Source organism: Georgenia alba (assembly GCF_042665525.1).
In the GTDB taxonomy this organism is placed as follows: domain Bacteria; phylum Actinomycetota; class Actinomycetes; order Actinomycetales; family Actinomycetaceae; genus Allobogoriella; species Allobogoriella alba.
Map to the genome: position 1 here is coordinate 368,092 of NZ_JBHTCQ010000001.1, position 18,953 is coordinate 387,044.

An 18,953-nucleotide genomic window follows, 5' to 3' on the forward strand; every position below is an offset into this window, starting at 1 on the left:
GACCCCTTCGTCCTGTCCGGAGACGGCTACACCCCCGACTCCACCATCCAGGGCCAGACCCTCGCCGAGGACGGCACCGTCCTGAACGAGTTCACCGCCGACGCCGACGACAACGGCGCCTTCTCCCAAGACCTCGAGGTCCCCGCCGACCTCGAACCCGGCACCTACGGCGTCCGCATGACCGACACCACCGGCGCCACCGCCGAGACCACCGCCACCGTCATCGACACCACCGTCGACCCGACCGTGACCATCGAGCCGAACCAGCTCGCCCCCGGCGACCCCTTCGTCCTGTCCGGAGACGGCTACACCCCCGACTCCACCATCCAGGGCCAGACCCTCGCCGAGGACGGCACCGTCCTGAACGAGTTCACCGCCGACGCCGACCAGAACGGCGCCTTCTCCCAGGACCTCGAGGTCCCCGCCGACCTCGAACCCGGCACCTACGGCGTCCGCATGACCGACACCACCGGCGCCACCGCCGAGACCACCGCCACCGTCATCGAGACGGGTGGGGACGACGGCGGGCAGAACCCGGGCGAGGGCAACGAGGGCGGCTCGGGTGACGACGGCACTGGCGAGGACGGCACCGGCGAGAGCGGTTCGCTCCCCGAGACGGGCACCGAGACCGCCGTGCTCGGGGCCGTGGCGCTGGCACTCATCGTCGCCGGCGGACTCATGGTCCGCGCGCACCGGCGCAGCCGCATCGAGCAGGCCTGATCCCGGCACCCTCCGCCGGCAGGCCTGTGCGGGCCAGCCCCGCACGACGACGCAGGGCCGCTCTCGTGGAACCACGAGGGCGGCCCTGCCTCATGCTCGGCTACTGCGTGAGACCGGCGAGGATCCGCGCCAGCTCCGCCGGAGCGGTGAGCATCGGCCAGTGCCCCGAGTCGATGTCGGCGTAGGTGAGCTGCTTGGCCCCGGACAGTTCCGGGATGTGGCCCGCCTCGAGCCACTCCTGGGCCTGGGCCGGCGTGTACTCGGGGCACACCATGACCACCGGGACGTCGTAGCGGCGCTCGTCCGTCAGGCTGACGGTGCCGCGCGCGACGCCCTCCGGCACCGGGATCGCCCGCTCCGCGAACGCCTCCCGCGCCGCGGTGTCCAGGTCTGCGATGTCGGAGTCGTCGAACGGCTCCCAGCCCGGGAACGGCATCAGGCCGTCGGCGATCGGGAAGAAGTCGGCGTACCGCTCGCCGTCCGGTGTCGGCATCCCACCCACGAGCGCGACCGCGGCGACCTTCTCCGGTCGTGCGTCGGCCGCCAACCAGGCCAGTGACGACGCGGCCGAGTGCCCGACGACGAGCGGCTTGCCCTCGGCTGCGTCGACCGCGGCGACGACGGTCGCCACCTGGTCCGCAAGGGTCGCCGTCGTGTCGCCGTCACCCTGTCCCGGCAGGGTGATCGGTACGGCACGGTGACCGTGTTCCTCGAGGTGCCGTGCGACGTCGTCCCACACCGTCGCGTCCAGCCAGAGCCCGCCGATCAGCAGAATGTCCATGGTTCATGCTCCTTCGTCTTGATGTTCGTCTGCACCTGCTCACGCACGGTAGGGCTCATTCAGGACGATCGGCTGCCGGTTCGCGTCGTCACGGTGTGACGATCGCACCTGACGTGCGGCCCGTACGATCGATGGGTGGCTCCCCTGCGACGCCGTCGCCTCTCGCTGTTCGCGCTGACGCTGCTCGTCGGGCTCGGCCTCTCCTCCTGGGTGACGCGCACCCCCGCGGTACGGGACGCGCTCGAGGCCTCCACCGCGCAGATGGGGCTGATCCTCTTCGGTCTGTCCATCGGTTCGATGACCGGCGTGATCTCCGCCGGTTCCCTGGTACGTCGATGGGGCGCCCGGCCGGTGGTGGTCGCCGGGACGGTCGCGATCCTCGCAGGGACCGCGCTCGTCGGGGCGTCGGCGGCGTGGACCACCGCGCTGGGCGTGTTCGCGGGGCTCGTCGCCTTCGGGCTCGGCGGTGGCCTCGGTGAGATCGGCCTGAACATCGAGGGCGCCGCGCTCGAACGCGAGACCGGCCGGCCGGTTCTGCCGATGCTGCACGGCAGCTTCAGCCTGGGCACCGTGGTCGGCGCGCTGGTCGGCATCTGGCTGACCCGCATCCAGTTCCCGCCGTCCTGGCACCTGCTGATCGGGGCGCTGGTCATGACCGGTCTGGCCGCGTGGGCGCTGCCCGGGCTCCCGGCGGAGACCGGCCGCACCGGACTCGCCGAAGGCTCGAGGCGCCGCATGCGGGCACCGGGCCCGTCAGTCTGGCGTGACCGGAGGCTCATCCTCATCGGCGCAGTGGTGCTCGCCATGGCGTTCGCGGAGGGCGCCGCCAACGACTGGTTGCCGTTGCTCATGGTCGACGGCCACGGCGTCTCCGCGACCACTGGCTCCCTGGTCTATGCCGGCTTCGCCGCCGCCATGACGATCGGGCGATTCGCCGGTGGCCCCGTCTTGCTGAGGTTCGGCCGAGCCGGTGTCCTGCGGACGAGCGCGGTGCTCGCGATCGTGGGCGTCGCCACGGTGATCTTCTCCCCGAACGCCGTCGTCGCGGGTGTGGCCGTGGCGTTGTGGGGTCTGGGTGCGGCGCTGGGTTTCCCGGTCGCGATCTCGGCCGCGGGTGATGATCCCGAGCGTGCCTCGGAGCGCGTCAGCGCGGTCGCCACCAGCGGCTACCTCGCGTTCCTCGTCGGGCCGCCCCTCCTCGGCTTCATCGGCGAGGAGGTCGGCCTGCGCGAAGCGATGCTCGTCGTGGTCGTCCTCCTCGTCGTCGCAGCGTTCGCCGCCGGAGCCGCCCGGCCCCGGCACGACGTCGGAGCACTCCTGGCGTCCGAACCGTCCGAACCGTCCCAGCCGTCCGATCGCCCGCGGTGAGATCGTGGGATCGGACCTGAGCCCGACCGCACGGGCGCTGCGGACCCTCGAGCTGCTCCAGGAACGGCCCGGGATCACCGCCGACCGGCTGGCCGAACGGCTCGGCGTCACCGAGCGTGCGGCCCGCCGCTACGTCGCGATCCTTCGCGAGGCGGACGTGCCCGTGACCTCGACCCGCGGACGGTACGGGGGCTACCGGCTGGGCCGGGGCGTCCGGCTTCCACCGCTGGTCTTCAGCCCGACCGAGGCGCTCGGACTCGTCATGGCCGTGCTGGACGGCAGCCATGCCGCATCCGATGACGGCGAACCGGTCGGGGCCGCGCTCGGCAAGCTGATCCGCGCCCTCCCGGACGGCATCGGCCGCCCGGCCGCCACCATGCGGCGGCACGCGTCCGCCGCCCCCGACCGGCGTTCCGCAAGGCCGGACCCGGAGACCACGAGCGTGCTCGTCACGTCCGTCGCGGCCGCGCGCCGCGTGCAGGTCGGGTACCGAGGTGCGTCCGGGAAGCCGTGGGAGGAGACGGTGGACCCGTGGGCCGTCGTCGTGCGGCACGGCCTGTGGTACCTGCTGTGCTACTCCCACCGGGCCGGGGCGGTTCGGACCTACCGGGTCGACCGGGTCCGGTCGGTCACGCTCACCGACGAGTCGTTCGACCCACCGGAGGACTTCGATCCGGTGGCGCGGCTCGAGCAGCACCTCGGCACCGGGTGGCCGTACGAGACGCGGGTCGTCTTCGAGGCGCCGCTCGCCGACGTCGCCCGGTACGTCACCCCGGCGATGGGTGCGCTCGAGCCGCTCGACGGCGGAGCGCGCTGCGTGCTCGTCGGCACCACCAACAACCCGGCCATGTACGCCGGCGAGTGGCTCGCCGGATTCCCGTTCACGTTCCACGTCGACGGCGGACCCGAGCTACGGGACGCCGTCGCCGAGCTCGCGGAGCGGTTGGCTGCGGCGGTGTCGCGAATAATCACCGCCCCTAGCGGTTGTAAGGCGGCATCACGCCCTTGAGCGGTTCGCTGATCTCCTGGCAGGCGGCGAGCACGTCCTGGGGAAGCGGGCCCTTCAGCAACGACTCGAGGTTGGCGGCGAGATGCTCGGTGCGGCCACCACCCACCAGCACCGCACCGGCTCCGGGCTGGCTGACGAGCCACCGCAACGCCAGCTCCGGCATGGAGAGCCCGGCGTCCGCGGCCACCGTGGCAAGCTCGGAGACCGCTGCGAGGAGCTCGGGCGTCCAATAGCGCTTCTTGTACATCTCGGCGAGGCTGGAGGCCGAGAAGCGGCTGGGCGTACTGCCGTCGCGGGGCACCTGGGCGAGAAGACCGCCTGCCAGCGGGTTGTAGCACAGCGTGAGCAGCCCGTACGTCTCCGCGAACTCGACCCACTCGTCCTCGACCCGGCGGGCCAGGAGGTTGTAGACGTTCTGACTGACGACGGGAGCGGGACCGCCGAGCTCGTTGGCGGTCCGGATGATCTCGAGGGTCTGCCAGGAGGAATAGTTGGAGACCCCGAGTGCCCGGATCTTGCCCGCTTCATGGAGACCGGCGATCGTCTCGACGGTCTCGGCGACCGGCGTGCTGCGGTCCGGCTGATGCAGGTAGAACAGGTCGATGCGCTCCACGCCGAGGCGCCGCAGCGACCCCTCGACGCTGGCGGTGAGGCCGGCTCTGGACAGTGGCGCGTGGTCGCCCGCGTCCGGGTGCGGCATGCCCGCCTTCGTCGCCAGCACGATCTCCTCACGGTGCCGCTGCACGAACGGAGCGATCAGGGACTCGGTCGTACCGCGGCCGTAGCCGTTCGCGCAGTCGATCCCGGTGATGCCCGCTTCGATAGCCGCCTCGAACATCGCTTCGGACGCGGCGGCGTCCACGGTGTCGCCCATGGACATCGTGCCCAGCACGATCCGCGTGAGCGGCGTCGCGACGCCGGCGAGGGTCACGGACGGGATCTTGGCCCGAGTCGTACTCATCGCAACCCCCGGGCGTGGTCCGCGGCAACGGTGGCGTCGATGTCGGCGAGCGCCTGCTCACCGAGGTGGTTGAACGGGGCGCGGCACGGGCCCACCGGTTCGCCGGCAGCGTTGGTGGCGGCTTTGACGACGGTGTTGGGGTTGCCGTGGCGAAAGAGGTCGCGCACGGCGCGGATGCTGGCCTGCGCGGACCGCGCAGCATCCAGGTCCCCCGCCCGCCACTGCTCGTAGATCTCCACCATGGTGTGCGGGTAGATGTTCGCGATGGCGGTGATGCCGCCGGCTCCGCCGGCCTGCAAGGTCGACAGGATCAACGAGTCGGTGCCCGAGAGGACGGCGAATGCGTCACGGTCGGTGACGTCGAGGTACTGCAGGATGGTGTCGAAGTTCCCCGAGGAGTCCTTGATGCCGACGATGTTCTCGATCGTGGCGAGCCTGGCCACGGTCGACGGGTTCAGGTTCGCGTTCGTTCGTGCGGGGATGTTGTAGAGCAGGATCGGCACGTCGACGCTGTCCGCGACCGCGGCGAAGTGCCGGTAGAGCTCCTCCTGTGACGCGGCGGCGAAGTACGGCGTGATCACGGACAGCACGTCCGCGCCAGCGGTGACGAGCCGACGCGCGAGGGTGATGGTGTCCCGCGTGCCGACAGTCCCCGCGCCCGCGTAGACGGGGACGCGTCCGTCCGCCGCCTCCCGGACGGCTTCGAGGACGGCCACCCGCTCGTCCGCGGTCAGCTGGAAGAACTCTCCGTTCGTCCCCAGGCAGAAGACCCCGTGAGCGCCGGCGTCGATCGCGCGCCCGGTGTGGCGCTTCATCTGCTCGAGGTTCAGCGACTCGTCGTCGTGGAACGGCGTTACCAGTGCGGGAATGATGCCTCGGATCGGAGTGCTCTCCATGGGTCCCTTTCGGTTCTCGAGCTCGTGGGCGACGAAGGCCCGGGAAGGTGCTACTCAGCCACGACGGTGGCGATGCCGCGGCGGTGGAAAGGCTCGAGCTGCTCCGCGGTCGCTCCCGCGTCCGTGACGAGAGTCCACTCCCCCGGCAGGTGCACCCAGGCGTTGAACGGCGTCGCGCCGAGCTTGGCCGCGTGGGCCAGGACGAAGACCCGGGCGCCGGCACGGGCCATCAGCTCCTTGAGCCTCGTCTGGGCGGGCGCGGCCTCGCAGATGCCGCGCTCCGCCGTCACCGCGTCGGCGCCGAGGAAGGCGCGATCGAACGACCAGCGGTCGAGCGCCGCCTCGGTGAGCGGGCCGACGAAGCTCTGGGAGACCTCGCGGTACTCGCCGCCCAGCAGGATGCGGTCCACCCGGGGATCGAGCTCGAAGAACGGCGTCAGGCCGCTGGTCACCACGGTGAGGGGGGACACGCCATGGAGGTGCGCCGCGACCCGCGCGGTCGTCGTCCCGGCGTCCAGGAGGACGGTCTGTCCCGGTTCGACCTGTCCGGCAGCCCATCGGCCGATCGCGTCCTTGGCATCGTGGCTCTCGGCCGCCCGCTCCTGGAGGCTCGCCTCGTGGTGCGGTGAACGGACGGCGATCACGCCGCCGTAGGTTCGAGCGAGCTGGTTCGACTTGTCGAGCGTGGCCAGGTCCCGCCGGATCGTCGACTGGGTGACTCCGAACACCTCGGCGAGGTGTTCGACGCTGGCCAGTCCGTTGGCCCGGGCCATCCGTACGATCTCCTCGCGCCGTTGGGGTGCCCTCATGCGGCTCTCCTCCGAGGCGGTATCTCTGGTGGGCTCTCTCGGCAGCGTAACGCGCGAAACGCGCAACTCGATGCGCGGGAGCTGAGGGCACCGGCCGTCACACCGGGAAGAGCACGAGGGCGCCCGCGCATAGGACCACGATCCGAACGAGGTACATGGGGATGGTGAACTTCCAGAACTCCGTCAGCTTGTACTTGCCCATCCCGAAGATCATCGCGGGCATGCCGTCGATGGGCATGTAGTGCCCGTTCCAACCGGCTACGGCAACAGCACATGCGGCGGCCACGGGGTTGAGTCCGAGGCTCATGAACGTGGCGATGGCGATCGGGGCGAAGATCGCCACCGAGCCCAGGTTGGAGCCCGTGAAGGCGGCAGCGGTGCTGGTGAGCAGGGCGAACACCAAAATGAGCACGAACGGTGAGACGGACGTGCCCACCAGGTCTGCCACGGAGTTGCCGACCAGCGGGGTGAGGCCGGAGTTGGCGAGGGCATCGGCCACGCCGATCACGCCGGCCATCATGAGGATGACGGGCGCGAACAGATTCTCGCGGAACTCCTTGAAGTCGACCATGCGGATGAAGAGCAGGAGGAATGCCCCCAGTCCAGGAACGACATAAGCCAGTTCGCCCAGCACGTTCAGCAGCATCATGGCGACGACGCTCACGACGAACACGCCGCCGGTGATGTACTCCTTCCAGGTGGGCAGCTCCGCCTCATCGGCCTCGCGCACCGCGACCATCGTGCTCGTCCCGCTCGTCGAGGGAGCGTCCGACCTGGGCTCGTCGGCATCAGGCGGGTTCACGGGCCGGGTGCCACCTGCGGACGCCCCTGACCCACCAGCCGGTCCCGCTGACTCGACCGCCGAATCAGCCCCCGACTCGGCCCCCGACTCGGCGATGGGGTGGTCCGGCAGGAGTCGGTACGCCACGAGCGACCAGGCCAGGAAGCCGGCGCTGACGACCAGGTTGACCAGGGCGAAGGTGACCATCGAGACACCTTGCGTGTAGCCGGCGGTCTCGAGCGCCGTGACCATGACGCCGTAGATCAGCGCCACGTTGACGGGAGCGAGCGGATGGTTGGTCGCGAACCCCAGCGGCATCATGAGCTTCGATGTCGGGAGCTTCTTGGTGTAGGGGATGGTGGACACCAGGGCGATGATCAGCACGTAGTAGCCCGTCGCGCCGGTGCCCGCGAGGCTGGCCCCGAGCATGACGACCACGATCAGCAGGGCGTAGCTCTTGTAGCCGCCCTTCTCCACGAGCTCGCCCATGGCTTTCCTCACCCGGCTGATGAGTCGTGTCTTCTGCATGGCCGCGAGCGGGACCATGAAGAACGCGATCATGAGGACGTTCGCGTTGACGAAGCCCGCGAAAGCCTCGGGAACGGTCGCAACGCCGACCACCACAAGGAGCAGGCAGGCCAGCAGCGGCGGCGCTCCGAACGGAAGCGCGTCCGTCATGATCAGGACGATCATGACGACCAGCACCCCGAGCGCCAGAACCATCTCCAACGTCATCTGAAGGTCACACACCTTTCACGTCGTGCTGCTGACATCTGCGTCGATGCAGCTTCAGCGGAGGGCTCGATCGCCCGCGGTGCTACAGGTCTTCGCCCCGATCGGGACCGGCGGAGATGGGCCGTTCGGCCCTGATGCGCGCCATCGTGTCGGCGTCCAGGTGCACGTGCTTGATCGTCTTGCGATGCCACGTGTAGGCCACGTGGACGCCACCGTCGGGCTCGTGGATGATCGAGGGGTACGACAGCTCGCGGTTGAGCCCGTCGCGACTGTTGTTCGACATGCAGTAGCCGTCGCCGTTCTCGATGTCGTATGAGATCGGCCAGGTGCGCCCGTCGTTCTCCGAGAGCGACAGTGTCATCGGTGCGCGCGGGGAACCCCAGAAGGCGGTGCGTGTCCCGCCGTCGATCGTCGGTTCGGCGAGCACCGGGCCGCCGGTGTCCTTGACGCCTTCGTCGTCGATCTCGTCGTACAGGGAAACCCTCCGGGCGGTCGCGTCGGCCTGGCTGGCATAGTTCATGACCATCGCCATCCGGGCGTCGCCGAGCGCGCGGGCCTGGATGGAGGAGTTGTTGTTCGGCAGCGCCGTCGGCCGGCACGGCGTCCAGGTCAGTCCACCGTCGGTGGACTCCGACTCGTAGACGTGGTCGGCCCACCGCGAGCGGAAGCAGGCCCACAGCGTGCCGTCAGAACGCGGAACGATGTTCATGTGGACGCAACCTTCCGAGCTGGGGACCGGGCTCTCTGTCCACGTCTCGCCCTTGTCGTCGGAGTACCAGACCGACGCGGTGTCGTGGTTGCCGACCCACTTCTCGCCGGGCACGGCTACGCAGTTGAAGGTCGGCAGCAGGATGCGGCCGGTGCTCAGCGCCAACGGCACCTGGCGGACGAACACGCCGGTCGGGGCGTCGGCGCCGAGGAGTGCGGTCGGCTCCTCCCACGTTCGGCCGCCGTCGTGCGAGACGCGGCGGCGCACCTCCGCGGTGTCCTGGTTGCCGGCGATCTGGGCGGTATAGAGCAGCCAGACGTCGCCCTCGGGAGTGACGAAGAGGATGGGGTTCTGCTCGGAACGGCCCGAGTCGAAGCTGAGCTGGACCGGTTCGAGCCAGCGGTCCGCACCGGCGGGAAGCCGGGACAGGTGCACGGAGATGTCGGAGACACCCTCCTGGGTCCCGCCGAACCAGACGCAGGCAAGGTCGCCGTCGGGCAGGTAGGCGAGGTTGGCGGCGTGACACTGCGCGGTGGGCGTGGGGAGGAATGCCTCGGTCCCGCCTTCGGCGCGGGGTCGAAGCAAGCCGTCGAACGTCGTCAAGATTGCTCCCAGCTTCGTTGCAAGGGTGTCCAGGTGTGGCGCAACCCTGGCAGATGCTGCGCGCTTCGCGCAAGTCTCTGCGCACAACATGCATTAGGCTGGACGCCCAGACGAACCCGACAATCGAAGGAGGGGCACGGGAGAACGATGGAGGTGCGGGTGGACGGGCAGCTCTCCGGCGCGGCCTCGAGGACTCCCGTCGTGCTCGCCGACGATCTTTCGGGGGCCGCGGAGGTGGCTGGGGTCGCGCTGCGCACGGGCTGGACCGCCGCGCAGGTGCGACTCGGCTCCGAGATCCACGCACCTGGTGGCGGGACCTTGACCGTCGCTGATCTCGATTCGCGTTACCTCGGCGCGGCCTCCGCACGGGCACGCGTGGAGACCGCGGTGCGCGGGCTACCCGGGCGCGGCGCCCGAGTGGCGAAGAAGATCGACTCGTTGCTCCGCGGCAATCTCGAGGCCGAACTCGCGCCATTCCTCCGGCACGGAACCACGGTCGTGCTCTGTCCGGCACTTCCCGGGCTCGGTCGCACCGTTGTGAACGGCGAGCTCCTGCTCGACGGTGTCGCGCTGCACGAGACCCCGGCCTGGTCCGCCGAGCGCCGTCGAGCGCCGCGTAGCGTGCGGGAAGCTCTCGGTGCACTCCCGTCCCGCGGCGCACCTCTTACGGATGTGCGTTCTGGCGCGCTGCCGACTCTCCTGCGATCGGGCGACCCCTGCGTGGCCGTCTGCGATGCCGTCGATGACGCGGACCTCAGGCTCATCGCTGACGCGGCACACCAGCACGACGTGGTGCTCGCAGGTTCCGCCGACCTGATCGGCCATCTGCTGTCTCGGTCTCGGCCGGCATTCGCACCGGCGACCCCCGTCGCGGTGCAACCTCGTCCCGAACCCGCGCATCGTGTGCTCGGCGTCGTCGGTACCGCCGCTCCGATCGCGGATCGGCAGCTCGCTCACACAGCCGCGACGCCCGGTGTCCTCATCAGGCGCCTGGACCTGAAGGATCTCGTCGCGGGCGACCGGCAATTCCTGGCCCGCACGTCCTGCGACCTGGCGGCGGCGCTGGTCGAACGCAGCGTCTGCATAGCGGTCGACGCCGGGTTCCGTCCCGGGAGGACCGAGCAGCGCCGCGTCAAGGAGTCGCTCGCCCAGATCGTCGCGGATGCAGTCGCGCACGACGTCCGCATCGCCCTCTTCCTCACCGGTGGCGAGACCGCGCGTGCGGTCCTCGACCGGCTGTCGGTGACCACCCTGCCGGTTTACGACGAGGTCCACCACGGCGCCGTGATCGCCGGCACGAGCGCCGGGCGGCTCGTGGCGATCCGCCCGGGCAGCTTCGGGAACGAAGCATCCATCACCCAGGTCTTCCGAGCGCTCGGGCCAGAGCGCACGATCACGAGAGGAACCGGATGACGACGAAGAGCGAGACCGAGGTGGGAGCGGAGACCCGGCCCATCATCGCGGTGACGATGGGTGATGCGGCAGGCGTGGGCCCCGAGGTGACGGTCGGCGCGCTCGCCGACCCCGCGGTCCTTCGCCTGTGCCGGCCGCTCGCGGTCGGCGACCGCGCCCGCCTCGAAGAGGCGGCCCGGATACTCGGGCTCGCAGTCGACATCGTCGCCGTGGAAGGTGTCTCCGACGCGACCTTCGAGGCCGGCCGCATCAATGTCATCGACCTCGGCCTGATCCCGCCGGACCTGCCCTGGGGCGAGCTGTCCGCGCTGGCGGGCGACGCCGCGTACCAGTACATCAAGGTCGCGTCCGAGCTCTCGATCGCCGGTGCGGTGCAGGGCATCTGCACCGCACCTTTGAACAAGGAGGCGCTCCACCTGGGTGGTCACGAGTTCCCCGGCCACACCGAACTTCTCGCACACCTCACCGGAACGCCCGAGGTCTCGATGATGCTCAGCTCACCGCAGCTCAAGGTCATCCACGTCACGACGCACATCGGACTCATCGACGCCATCGCCAAGATCGACCCGGGCCTTGTCGAACGGACCGTACGCCGCGGGAACGAGGCGCTCGTCCGGGCGGGAATCCCCGCACCGCGCATCGGGGTCTGCGCCATCAACCCGCACGCCGGCGAGCACGGCCTGTTCGGGCACGGCGAGGAGGAGGAGAAGATCGTGCCGGCGATCGAAGTCCTCCAGGCCGACGGCCTGGACGTCACCGGCCCGCTTCCCGCGGACACGGCGTTCTTCCTCGCCGGTCGCGGCGACTACGACCTCATCGTTGCCATGTACCACGACCAGGGGCACGGTCCCATCAAGGTCCTCGGTATCGAGGACGGCGTGAACATCACGGTCGGGCTGCCCGTGATCCGCACCTCCGTGGACCACGGCACGGCCTTCGACATCGCGGGCACCGGCAAGGTGCGGACGGGGAGCATGTCCGAAGCCGTTCGGCAGGCGGCCGCACTCGCGTCCGTCAAAGTTTGAGCATGTCCGAAACGCTCCACACAGTGGCGTTACCTACCGGATCCCGGCGCAGGTGTGGCAGGAGCGGGCACGATGGGGTCGTTCGGCACGAACTCGATCGTGAAGGCCTGGCCGAGAGTTGATTCGAGAATCTCTCGCGCCCGCTGCTGGACCTGGGGGTCGACGGACACCTCCGGTCCCCAGATCCGGATCACGTCGTTCTGACCGGTGATACCGAACCCCAGCGTCTCGATCCCCGCATCCTCGAGCGCCATGACGTACTGGAGGAGGGCCCGCTGTGCTTCCTCGTTCGATCGGGGCATATGGGTGACCTCGACGGAGATCCCGTCGGCCTCGGCCCGCTGAACGATGGCGCGCGCTTCCTCGCCCAGCGGGCCGCGCCAGAACACCTCCAGGTCATGTCGACCGTCGGAACCTCGTCCGCCATCCATGAATCCGGGCTGTTCAGCCATTTCGAGGAAGTAGTCCGCCGCATTCCACCGGCTTCCAGACTCGTCCGGCGTCAGGCCTCCACCGGCGGCCACGGCGGCCGCGGACAAGCCGACCCCGGCGATCGCTCCGCAGACGACCAGTGAGCCGGAACGCACGAGTCGGCGGCGTCGGGCACCCCCCTCGGCGGTCCGAATCAGCGCGACCCGAATAGCGTCGGAGCGCCCGGGGGAGAACTCTGTCGGGGTCATCGGTCCGTCTCCAACTCTGGCGCCTCCTGTGCCGCGATGCGTTGGCGAAGCCTGGATCGCAGCCGAGTCAGGCGCGTCTTGGCGGCGGCTTCGGTGAGCCCTAGCGTGCCGGCGGCCTCGGCGATGGTCATTCCCTCGAGGGTCAGGCCGAGCAGCTCGCGGTCGAGCGGGTTCGTCTCGGTCGCCAGAGCCTGCCGCACCTGCACGAGGTCGCTCGTAGCGTCGATGGCGCGGTCGGCAGGTGCGGTCGGCTCGGGTGGCGGCAGACGGTCCAGGAAGGCTCGAAAGCGTCGCCTCGACCGTGCCGCGTTCCGGTGCACGTTCCTCGCCGTCGCCAGCAGCCACGGAAGCAGCGACCCGTCGTCGTTGAAGCGCACCGTGCGGCGCCGGCGCCAGAGCTCCCGGAACACGACAGCAGTGAGGTCTTCCGCATCCGCGCGGTCAGTCCCGACGGTGATGAGATAGCGATGGACGTGGTCGCGGTGCCGGTCCCAGACGATGCCGAAGTCGGCGGAAGCTCCGGCGCACACCCGCGCCCAGACCGCCTCGTCGTCGCCGTCGCCCATACCTGCAAGTGTCCGCACACCACGCGGGGTAACAAGCTGGCGCGGACTCCCCGTCACGTGATCGGGTGATGACGCCGAAGCGGGTAGCGCGCCACGCCGGGGCAGCGATCCGGGTGTCATCTCTTCGAGGGTGAGGGCGGGGGCCTCGTCCGACCGCGACGTGGCCGCCGTGAGGTCGTCCCGCAGGGGCCACACAGGTGTGGCGCTCGACTCGTCGGGCCCCACCGAGCGTCACAGCAGGTAGGGTGGCCGTACTGGCCCGGGTGGTCTTGCCCCGGTCCTCGCGCAGCACTCCGATGCTGCGCCCTCGACATCGAGGCATGCTTCATCGATCCCGTCGCCGACGGGGCGGCACGGCGAGACGCCGACCGAGAGATCTTCTGTGACTTCTGCTGCTTCATCCAGCCGCTCTTCCCCTTCCTTCGCCGACCTCGGCGTTCCCTCCGACCTGCGCGCCGCCCTGACGGCGGCCGGCATCACCGACCCGACGCCGATCCAGGCCGCGACCTTGCCGGACTCCCTGGCCGGTCGTGACGTCCTCGGCCGCGGCCGGACCGGCTCCGGAAAGACCCTGGCCTTCGGCATTCCCCTCATCGAGCGCCTGCGCCGCTCCGGCCGCCGGGCTCAGGCCCGCCGGCCCCGCGGCCTGGTGCTCGCCCCGACCCGTGAGCTCGCGGCCCAGATCGAGGCCGCACTAAAGCCGCTCGCCGACGCCGCCGGCCTGCGGACCTGCACCGTCTTCGGTGGCGTGGGCCAGCAGCCGCAGGTCGACGCGCTGCGCCGCGGCGTGGACCTGCTCATCGCCTGCCCGGGCCGGCTCGAGGACCTCATCGGTCAGGGCCACTGCTCGCTGGCCGACGTCGAGGTGACGGTGCTGGACGAGGCCGACCACATGGCCGACCTCGGGTTCCTGCCCGCCGTGCGCCGGTTGCTCGACGCCACCCCTCGCGGCGGCCAGCGCATGCTGTTCTCCGCCACCCTCGACGGCGCGATCGACGTCCTGGTCAAGCGGTTCCTGTCCCGGCCACGGGTCCACCAGGCGGACTCCGCCCAGTCCCCGGTGGTGGCGATGGACCACCACGTGCTCACGATCTCCCGCGACCTGCGGCTGCCGGTGCTGATCGACCTGACCAGCGCCCCCGGCCGCACGGTGGTGTTCACCCGGACCAAGCACGGCGCCAAGGCCCTCGCCCGAAAGCTCAACGGCAACGGTGTGCCGGCCGTCGAGCTGCACGGCAACCTGAGCCAGGGCGCGCGGACCCGGAACCTCGACGCGTTCCACAGCGGCGCCGCGACCACGCTGGTGGCCACCGACATCGCCGCCCGCGGCATCCACGTCGACGACATCTCGCTCGTCGTCCACGCCGACCCGCCCGCCGAGCACAAGGCGTACCTGCACCGCTCGGGCCGCACGGCCCGCGCCGGCGCGGCCGGCACGGTGGTCACCCTCGCCACCCCGGACCAGTCCCGGGAGGTGCGCAGCCTGACCCGGGCGGCCGGCATCAAGCCGACCACCACCGCCGTGGACACCGCCGAGCACCCCGTGCTGCACCGGCTCGCCCCGGGTGAGCGGTCGCGGCCCGGTGGCTGGGTGGCCCCGACGGCTCACCAGCCGAGCCAGTCCGGCCAGGCCGGTCCGGCGTCCGGTACGTCCCGCCCGTCGGGACGCCGCCGGGGCCGGCCCCGTCGTCGCGGCCGTGCGCCGGCGGCGCGCGTCCGGCACGCCTGATCGGCCTCGGGGGATACGGGGCTAAGCCGGCACCGCCGGTGTTCACCGACTGTTCCATTCGCAGTACGCCAGTCTCGTAATTCGTCGTCACCTTCGGGCGATTCACTTCCGGTGTTCCCGCACCCCCGGAAGGAACTCCCATGCGACGACCCGCCCTCCTCGCCGCCGGCACCCTCGGCCTGATCAGCGTTCTCGCCGTCAGCGCGTGCCAACCCGCCACGTCCGACGCCGCCGACCAGCCCGATGCCGACGCCCCGATCACCTTCGCCACCACACCCCTCGGCGACGACCCGACCGCCGCCAACCCGATCGACGCCTTCGCCGAGGTCCTCTCCGAGGAGACCGGCCGCGAGGTCGAGATCCGCGATGTTCCCGACTACCTGAGCGTGGTCGAGGCGATCCGCTCGGACCACGTGGACATCGGCATCATGAGCGGCTTTCCCTCGGCGCTGGCCGTGAACACCGGCGAGGTCGACGCGCTGGCCGCCTGGCCGGGCAACGACGATCCGGTCTCTACCTGCCTGGTACTCGCGGACTCCCCCGTCCAGAGCCTGGAGGACCTCCGCGGCGGGACGATCGCGTTCGCGGACCAGGCCTCCAGCTCCGGCTACTTCATGCCGGTGCACATGCTCCACGAGGCCGGCCTGGAGCAGGGCACGGACTACGAGCCCCTGTTCGCCGGTGGCCACGACGGCAGCTTCGTGGCGCTCGAGCAGGGCCAGGTCGACGCCGCGTGCACCTCGACGCTCTTCCCGAGCATGACCGGGACGGACATGTTCCCGTTCGAGGAGGGCGAGACCCGCTCGGTCGGTGAGAGCGAGCCGATGGCGATCCAGATGTCGATCCTGTCCCGCCAGTCGCTCGACGAGGAGACCAGGACGCTGATCCAGGACGCGCTGCCGCAGGTCTTCTCCGAGGAGAACGCCGAGGAGCTCGGTGTCCTCGCCGAGGGAACGCTGGGTGTGGAGCTCATGCTCGACCCCGAGCCGGCCGTGTACCAGCCGTTCGTCGACATCGCGGCGATCGCTGACGTCGACCTCTCGGACCTGGGCTGATGACGAGCGCGAGGCGGAGCGCAGGGGCGAGGAACGAGCCCCTGCCGCAGCCGGAGCGCGAGGAATCAGCCCCTCGAACCCAGCTGATGACGAGCGCGCGCACAGCCTCCGCTCGCTCGGCCACGACGGCGGACGGCTCGCCGGTGGTCCTGGTCCGGGATCTGAAGGTCGCCTACGGCGACACCCCCGTGCTCGACGGCGTCGACCTGGACCTGGCAGCCGGCGAGACCGTCGCGCTGCTCGGCGCCTCGGGGTCCGGCAAGTCCACCCTCATGAAGGCCCTCACCGGCTTCGCCCCGATCACCGGCGGCACGGCGCACGTGGCCGGGCACGACGTCCCGAACCTCGCCCGCGGCGAGCTGCGGCACCTGCGCGCCGACGTCGGGCAGGTCTTCCAGCAGTTCAACCTGGTCCCGCGGCTGAGCGTGCTCACCAACGTGCTCACCGGCGCGCTGCACGCGGCGGGGCCCATCAACCTGGTGGGTGGGTTCCGCAGCGAGCACCGCCGCCTCGCCATGCACTACCTGGACCGAGTCGGGATCGCGCACAAGGCCACCGACCAGGCCCGCACCCTCAGCGGCGGGCAGCAGCAGCGGGTAGCGATCGCCCGGGCCCTCATGCAGCAGCCGCGCGTGATCCTCGCGGACGAGCCGGTCGCCTCGCTCGACCCGCGGCTGGCCGACGAGGTCCTCGAGCTGCTGCGCGGCATCGCGCGGGACGACGGCATCCCGGTGCTGGTGAGCCTGCACGTGCTGCCGCTCGCCCTGACGCACAGCGACCGCATCGTCGGACTCCGGAACGGCCAGGTGCTCGTCACCGGCCGCACGACGGCGCTGCGACGAGAGGACCTGTCGGTGCTGTACGACGACGCGGAGGAGGCCGGCGATGACAGCGACGACTGACCGCCCACCCACCCGCCGGCCCGCGGCGGAGCAGAAGCCCCACCTCGACCCGCGTGAGCGCGACCGGCTCGAGCGAGCCTTCTCCGTGCCGCGGGCCCGGTTCCTGCTCGGCATCCCCGTGGCGGTGGTGGTGCTCCTGTGGTCCTTCCAGGGGGCGGAGTTCAACTTCGCCAAGCTGGGTGAGGGCTCGACGAACATGGTGGAGTTCCTCGGCAGGCTCTTCCCGCCGAACTTCGCGAAGCTCGGCACCATCGTCGCCCTGCTGATCGAGACGCTGCAGATGGCGATCGTCGGGACCGTGCTCGGCGCGGTCCTCTCCCTGGTCGTCGCCTTCGGCGCCGCGTCGAACATCGCGCCGCGGTGGCTGTACTACCCGTCGCGGTGGGTCATGAACGTCATCCGTTCGGTGCCGGACCTGGTCTTCGCCCTCATGTTCGTCTCCGCCGTGGGGCTCGGGCCGTTCGCCGGCATCCTCGCCATGACGCTCGGCTCGATCGGGTCGATCGGCAAGGTGTACGCCGAGGCGATGGAGGCTGTGGATCGCGGGACCGTCGTCGCCATCGAGGCGGTCGGCGCCTCGAAGCGCCAGGTCATCCACTACGGCGTGCTCCCGCAGGCGGCGCCGCTGCTCGTCTCCTACACCCTGCTCCTCTTCGAGGGGAACGTCCGCGGCGCGACCATCCTCGGCCTCGTGGGAGCCGGCGGCATCGGCCTCGAGCTGACCACCGCCATGCGCATGTACGACTACGGACACCTGAGCGCGATCATCATCTGCATCGTCGTGCTCGTGACGCTCATCGACCAGGGCAGCGCGCTCATCCGTCGGAGGATCACATGACCACGACCACCACCGTCCAGCTGTCCGCACCGGTCAACCTGCGCGACCTCGGCGGCATCCCGATCGCCGGCGGGGTCCTGCGGGAGGGGTTCGCGATCCGGGTGGACGACCTCTCGACCGTCACGGAGGAGGTGGCTGCCACCCTCGTGGCGGGCGGCCTGCGCAGCGTGATCGACCTGCGCTCCCGCGAGGAGGTCGCCCTCACCGGGCGCGGCCCGCTCGCCCAGCACCCCGTGGCCTACCACCACATCCCGCTCATGGTGAGCCTCGACGTCGCCCTGACCGAGGACGACGGCCTGGGCACCGACCACACCACGTTCGGCGAGGGCTACGCGCGGCTCGTCGAGCGCGCCGCGCCGCAGCTGGTCACGGCGCTGGCCGTCATCGCGCTCTCCCCCGGTGCGACCGCGTTCCACTGTGCGGCGGGCAAGGACCGGACGGGCGTGCTGGCCGCGTCGCTGCTCCTGGCGCTGGGGGCGAGCGACGAGGATGTGGTCGCGGACTACGCGCTGACGGGCCGCAACATCGACGCCATCATGACCCGGCTCCGGCCGACCATGGGCGTGCTGATGGCGCGCGCCGGCCTCGACCTCGACGCGATGGCCGCCGCCGCGACCGGCGCCGACTTCTCCGACGAGGCGATGCGCACGATGATCACGAGCCTGCGCATCCGCCACGGCGATCCGCTGGCTCCGCTGCGGGCCGCTGGCCTGGGTGACGAGCTCACGGCGATGTTGCGGGGGAGGGCGCTCGCATGATCGCCGCGGCCCCGGACCACGAGGACCGTGCTGGAAGGGGCCCGGGACGGCCGCGGGTCGAAGGGCTCGACGACCGGATCCTCGCGGCGACGCTCGAGCTCCTCGACGCCGGGGAGCAGGTGACCGTCACACGGATCGTCCAGCTCAGCCGGGTGAGTCGTGCCGCGCTCTACCGGCGCTGGCCCTCGGTCACGGACCTGGTCGCGGCCGCACTCGACCAGGGCCGGACGTCCATGGTCGTCCCGACGGACGGGAACCTGCGCGAGGCGGTGCTCACCTCCTTCCTCGGCGGCGCCGACACCGTGCGCACCACCTACCGCGAGGAACGGATCCGGCAGCGGCTGCGCCTCGCCCTGTCCGACCGCGCACTCCAGCAGGCCTACTGGTCCTCGCACGTCTCACGCCGACGGGTGCCCGTCGAGAACGCGCTGCGGGTCGGCATCGAGCGGGGCGAGCTCCGCGACGACGTCGACATCGCGGCCTGCTTCGACCTCATGGCCGGCGTCTTCTACTACCAGCTGGTCGTGCGCGGTGCCGGCCTCGACGAGCCCGGCACGGTGGCTCGCTGCCGCGCGGCCCTCGACGTCGTCTGGCGAGGCATGGCCGTGCGATAGC

19 protein-coding genes are annotated in these 18,953 nt (G+C 70.8%); 11 read left to right on the top strand and 8 right to left on the bottom strand.

Annotated features, from left to right (window positions below; translation table 11 throughout):
• A partial coding sequence (locus ACFQQL_RS01810; RefSeq protein ID WP_382390661.1) for an LPXTG cell wall anchor domain-containing protein occupies positions 1-720 on the top strand: 720 nt, incomplete at its 5' end.
• 100 nt (positions 721-820) lie between these two features.
• On the opposite strand, the gene ACFQQL_RS01815 is transcribed toward ACFQQL_RS01810, so the two are convergent.
• Complete coding sequence (locus ACFQQL_RS01815) at positions 821-1,501, bottom strand: alpha/beta fold hydrolase (RefSeq protein ID WP_382390663.1); 681 nt, start codon at positions 1,499-1,501, stop codon at positions 821-823.
• Positions 1,502-1,636: 135 nt separating this feature from the next.
• Between ACFQQL_RS01815 and ACFQQL_RS01820 the strand changes: the two genes are divergently transcribed.
• Complete coding sequence (locus ACFQQL_RS01820) at positions 1,637-2,869, top strand: MFS transporter (RefSeq protein WP_382390665.1); 1,233 nt, start codon at positions 1,637-1,639, stop codon at positions 2,867-2,869.
• A gap of 4 nt (positions 2,870-2,873) precedes the next feature.
• The gene (locus ACFQQL_RS01825; RefSeq protein ID WP_382390667.1) at positions 2,874-3,878 is read left to right on the top strand and encodes a helix-turn-helix transcriptional regulator; all 1,005 of its coding nucleotides are present in this window, start codon (positions 2,874-2,876) and stop codon (positions 3,876-3,878) included.
• Here the strand turns inward: ACFQQL_RS01825 and ACFQQL_RS01830 are convergent.
• From ACFQQL_RS01830 to ACFQQL_RS01850, 5 genes are all read right to left on the bottom strand, one after another.
• On the bottom strand, positions 3,847-4,839 hold the full coding sequence (locus tag ACFQQL_RS01830; protein ID WP_382390669.1) for an aldo/keto reductase: 993 nt from the start codon (positions 4,837-4,839) through the stop codon (positions 3,847-3,849). The two genes, ACFQQL_RS01825 and ACFQQL_RS01830, sit on opposite strands and share 32 nt — an antisense overlap.
• Positions 4,836-5,735, bottom strand: coding sequence for a 4-hydroxy-tetrahydrodipicolinate synthase (gene dapA, locus ACFQQL_RS01835; protein WP_382390671.1), 900 nt, complete (start codon positions 5,733-5,735; stop codon positions 4,836-4,838). Before dapA ends, ACFQQL_RS01830 begins: the two co-directional genes overlap by 4 nt.
• 50 nt (positions 5,736-5,785) lie before the next feature.
• On the bottom strand, positions 5,786-6,544 hold the full coding sequence (locus ACFQQL_RS01840) for a DeoR/GlpR family DNA-binding transcription regulator (RefSeq protein WP_382390673.1): 759 nt from the start codon (positions 6,542-6,544) through the stop codon (positions 5,786-5,788).
• A 97-nt stretch (positions 6,545-6,641) separates the two neighbouring features.
• Positions 6,642-8,060: an SLC13 family permease gene (locus ACFQQL_RS01845; protein ID WP_382390675.1), complete on the bottom strand. Its 1,419-nt coding sequence runs from the start codon at positions 8,058-8,060 to the stop codon at positions 6,642-6,644.
• 82 nt (positions 8,061-8,142) lie between these two features.
• Positions 8,143-9,354 (bottom strand): sialidase family protein, encoded by a 1,212-nt coding sequence (locus ACFQQL_RS01850; RefSeq protein ID WP_382390677.1) that lies wholly within the window; start codon positions 9,352-9,354, stop codon positions 8,143-8,145.
• 51 nt (positions 9,355-9,405) lie between these two features.
• Here ACFQQL_RS01850 and ACFQQL_RS01855 point away from each other — a divergent pair, with 51 nt between their 5' ends.
• Together ACFQQL_RS01855 and pdxA are read left to right on the top strand one after the other, a co-directional pair.
• Positions 9,406-10,785 (top strand): four-carbon acid sugar kinase family protein, encoded by a 1,380-nt coding sequence (locus ACFQQL_RS01855; RefSeq protein ID WP_382390679.1) that lies wholly within the window; start codon positions 9,406-9,408, stop codon positions 10,783-10,785.
• Positions 10,782-11,810: a 4-hydroxythreonine-4-phosphate dehydrogenase PdxA gene (pdxA, locus tag ACFQQL_RS01860; protein WP_382390681.1), complete on the top strand. Its 1,029-nt coding sequence runs from the start codon at positions 10,782-10,784 to the stop codon at positions 11,808-11,810. Before ACFQQL_RS01855 ends, pdxA begins: the two co-directional genes overlap by 4 nt.
• Before the next feature lie 29 nt (positions 11,811-11,839).
• Here pdxA and ACFQQL_RS01865 read toward each other — a convergent pair whose 3' ends face one another.
• Both ACFQQL_RS01865 and ACFQQL_RS01870 read right to left on the bottom strand, forming a co-directional pair.
• Entirely contained in the window at positions 11,840-12,490 is a 651-nt protein-coding gene (locus ACFQQL_RS01865) for a hypothetical protein (RefSeq protein ID WP_382390683.1), read from the bottom strand.
• Complete coding sequence (locus tag ACFQQL_RS01870; protein ID WP_382390685.1) at positions 12,487-13,056, bottom strand: RNA polymerase sigma factor; 570 nt, start codon at positions 13,054-13,056, stop codon at positions 12,487-12,489. The genes ACFQQL_RS01865 and ACFQQL_RS01870 overlap by 4 nt, the downstream gene beginning before the upstream one ends.
• Positions 13,057-13,438: 382 nt before the next feature.
• On the opposite strand from ACFQQL_RS01870, the gene ACFQQL_RS01875 reads away from it, so the two are divergent.
• The 6 genes from ACFQQL_RS01875 (at position 13,439) to ACFQQL_RS01900 (ending at position 18,952) form a co-directional block, all read left to right on the top strand.
• Positions 13,439-14,785 carry a DEAD/DEAH box helicase gene (locus ACFQQL_RS01875; protein WP_382390687.1) on the top strand — a complete coding sequence of 449 codons (1,347 nt, stop codon included), beginning with the start codon at positions 13,439-13,441 and terminating at the stop codon, positions 14,783-14,785.
• Positions 14,786-14,925: 140 nt separating this feature from the next.
• Positions 14,926-15,840, top strand: coding sequence for a phosphate/phosphite/phosphonate ABC transporter substrate-binding protein (locus tag ACFQQL_RS01880; protein ID WP_382390689.1), 915 nt, complete (start codon positions 14,926-14,928; stop codon positions 15,838-15,840).
• Between the two features lie 86 nt (positions 15,841-15,926).
• Positions 15,927-16,742 (top strand): phosphonate ABC transporter ATP-binding protein, encoded by an 816-nt coding sequence (locus ACFQQL_RS01885; protein WP_382390691.1) that lies wholly within the window; start codon positions 15,927-15,929, stop codon positions 16,740-16,742.
• Positions 16,726-17,580, top strand: coding sequence for a phosphonate ABC transporter, permease protein PhnE (gene phnE / locus ACFQQL_RS01890; RefSeq protein ID WP_382390693.1), 855 nt, complete (start codon positions 16,726-16,728; stop codon positions 17,578-17,580). Before ACFQQL_RS01885 ends, phnE begins: the two co-directional genes overlap by 17 nt.
• Positions 17,577-18,338 carry a tyrosine-protein phosphatase gene (locus tag ACFQQL_RS01895; RefSeq protein WP_382390695.1) on the top strand — a complete coding sequence of 254 codons (762 nt, stop codon included), beginning with the start codon at positions 17,577-17,579 and terminating at the stop codon, positions 18,336-18,338. The genes phnE and ACFQQL_RS01895 overlap by 4 nt, the downstream gene beginning before the upstream one ends.
• Positions 18,335-18,952: a TetR/AcrR family transcriptional regulator gene (locus ACFQQL_RS01900; protein WP_382390697.1), complete on the top strand. Its 618-nt coding sequence runs from the start codon at positions 18,335-18,337 to the stop codon at positions 18,950-18,952. The genes ACFQQL_RS01895 and ACFQQL_RS01900 overlap by 4 nt, the downstream gene beginning before the upstream one ends.
• Position 18,953 lies beyond the last annotated feature (1 nt).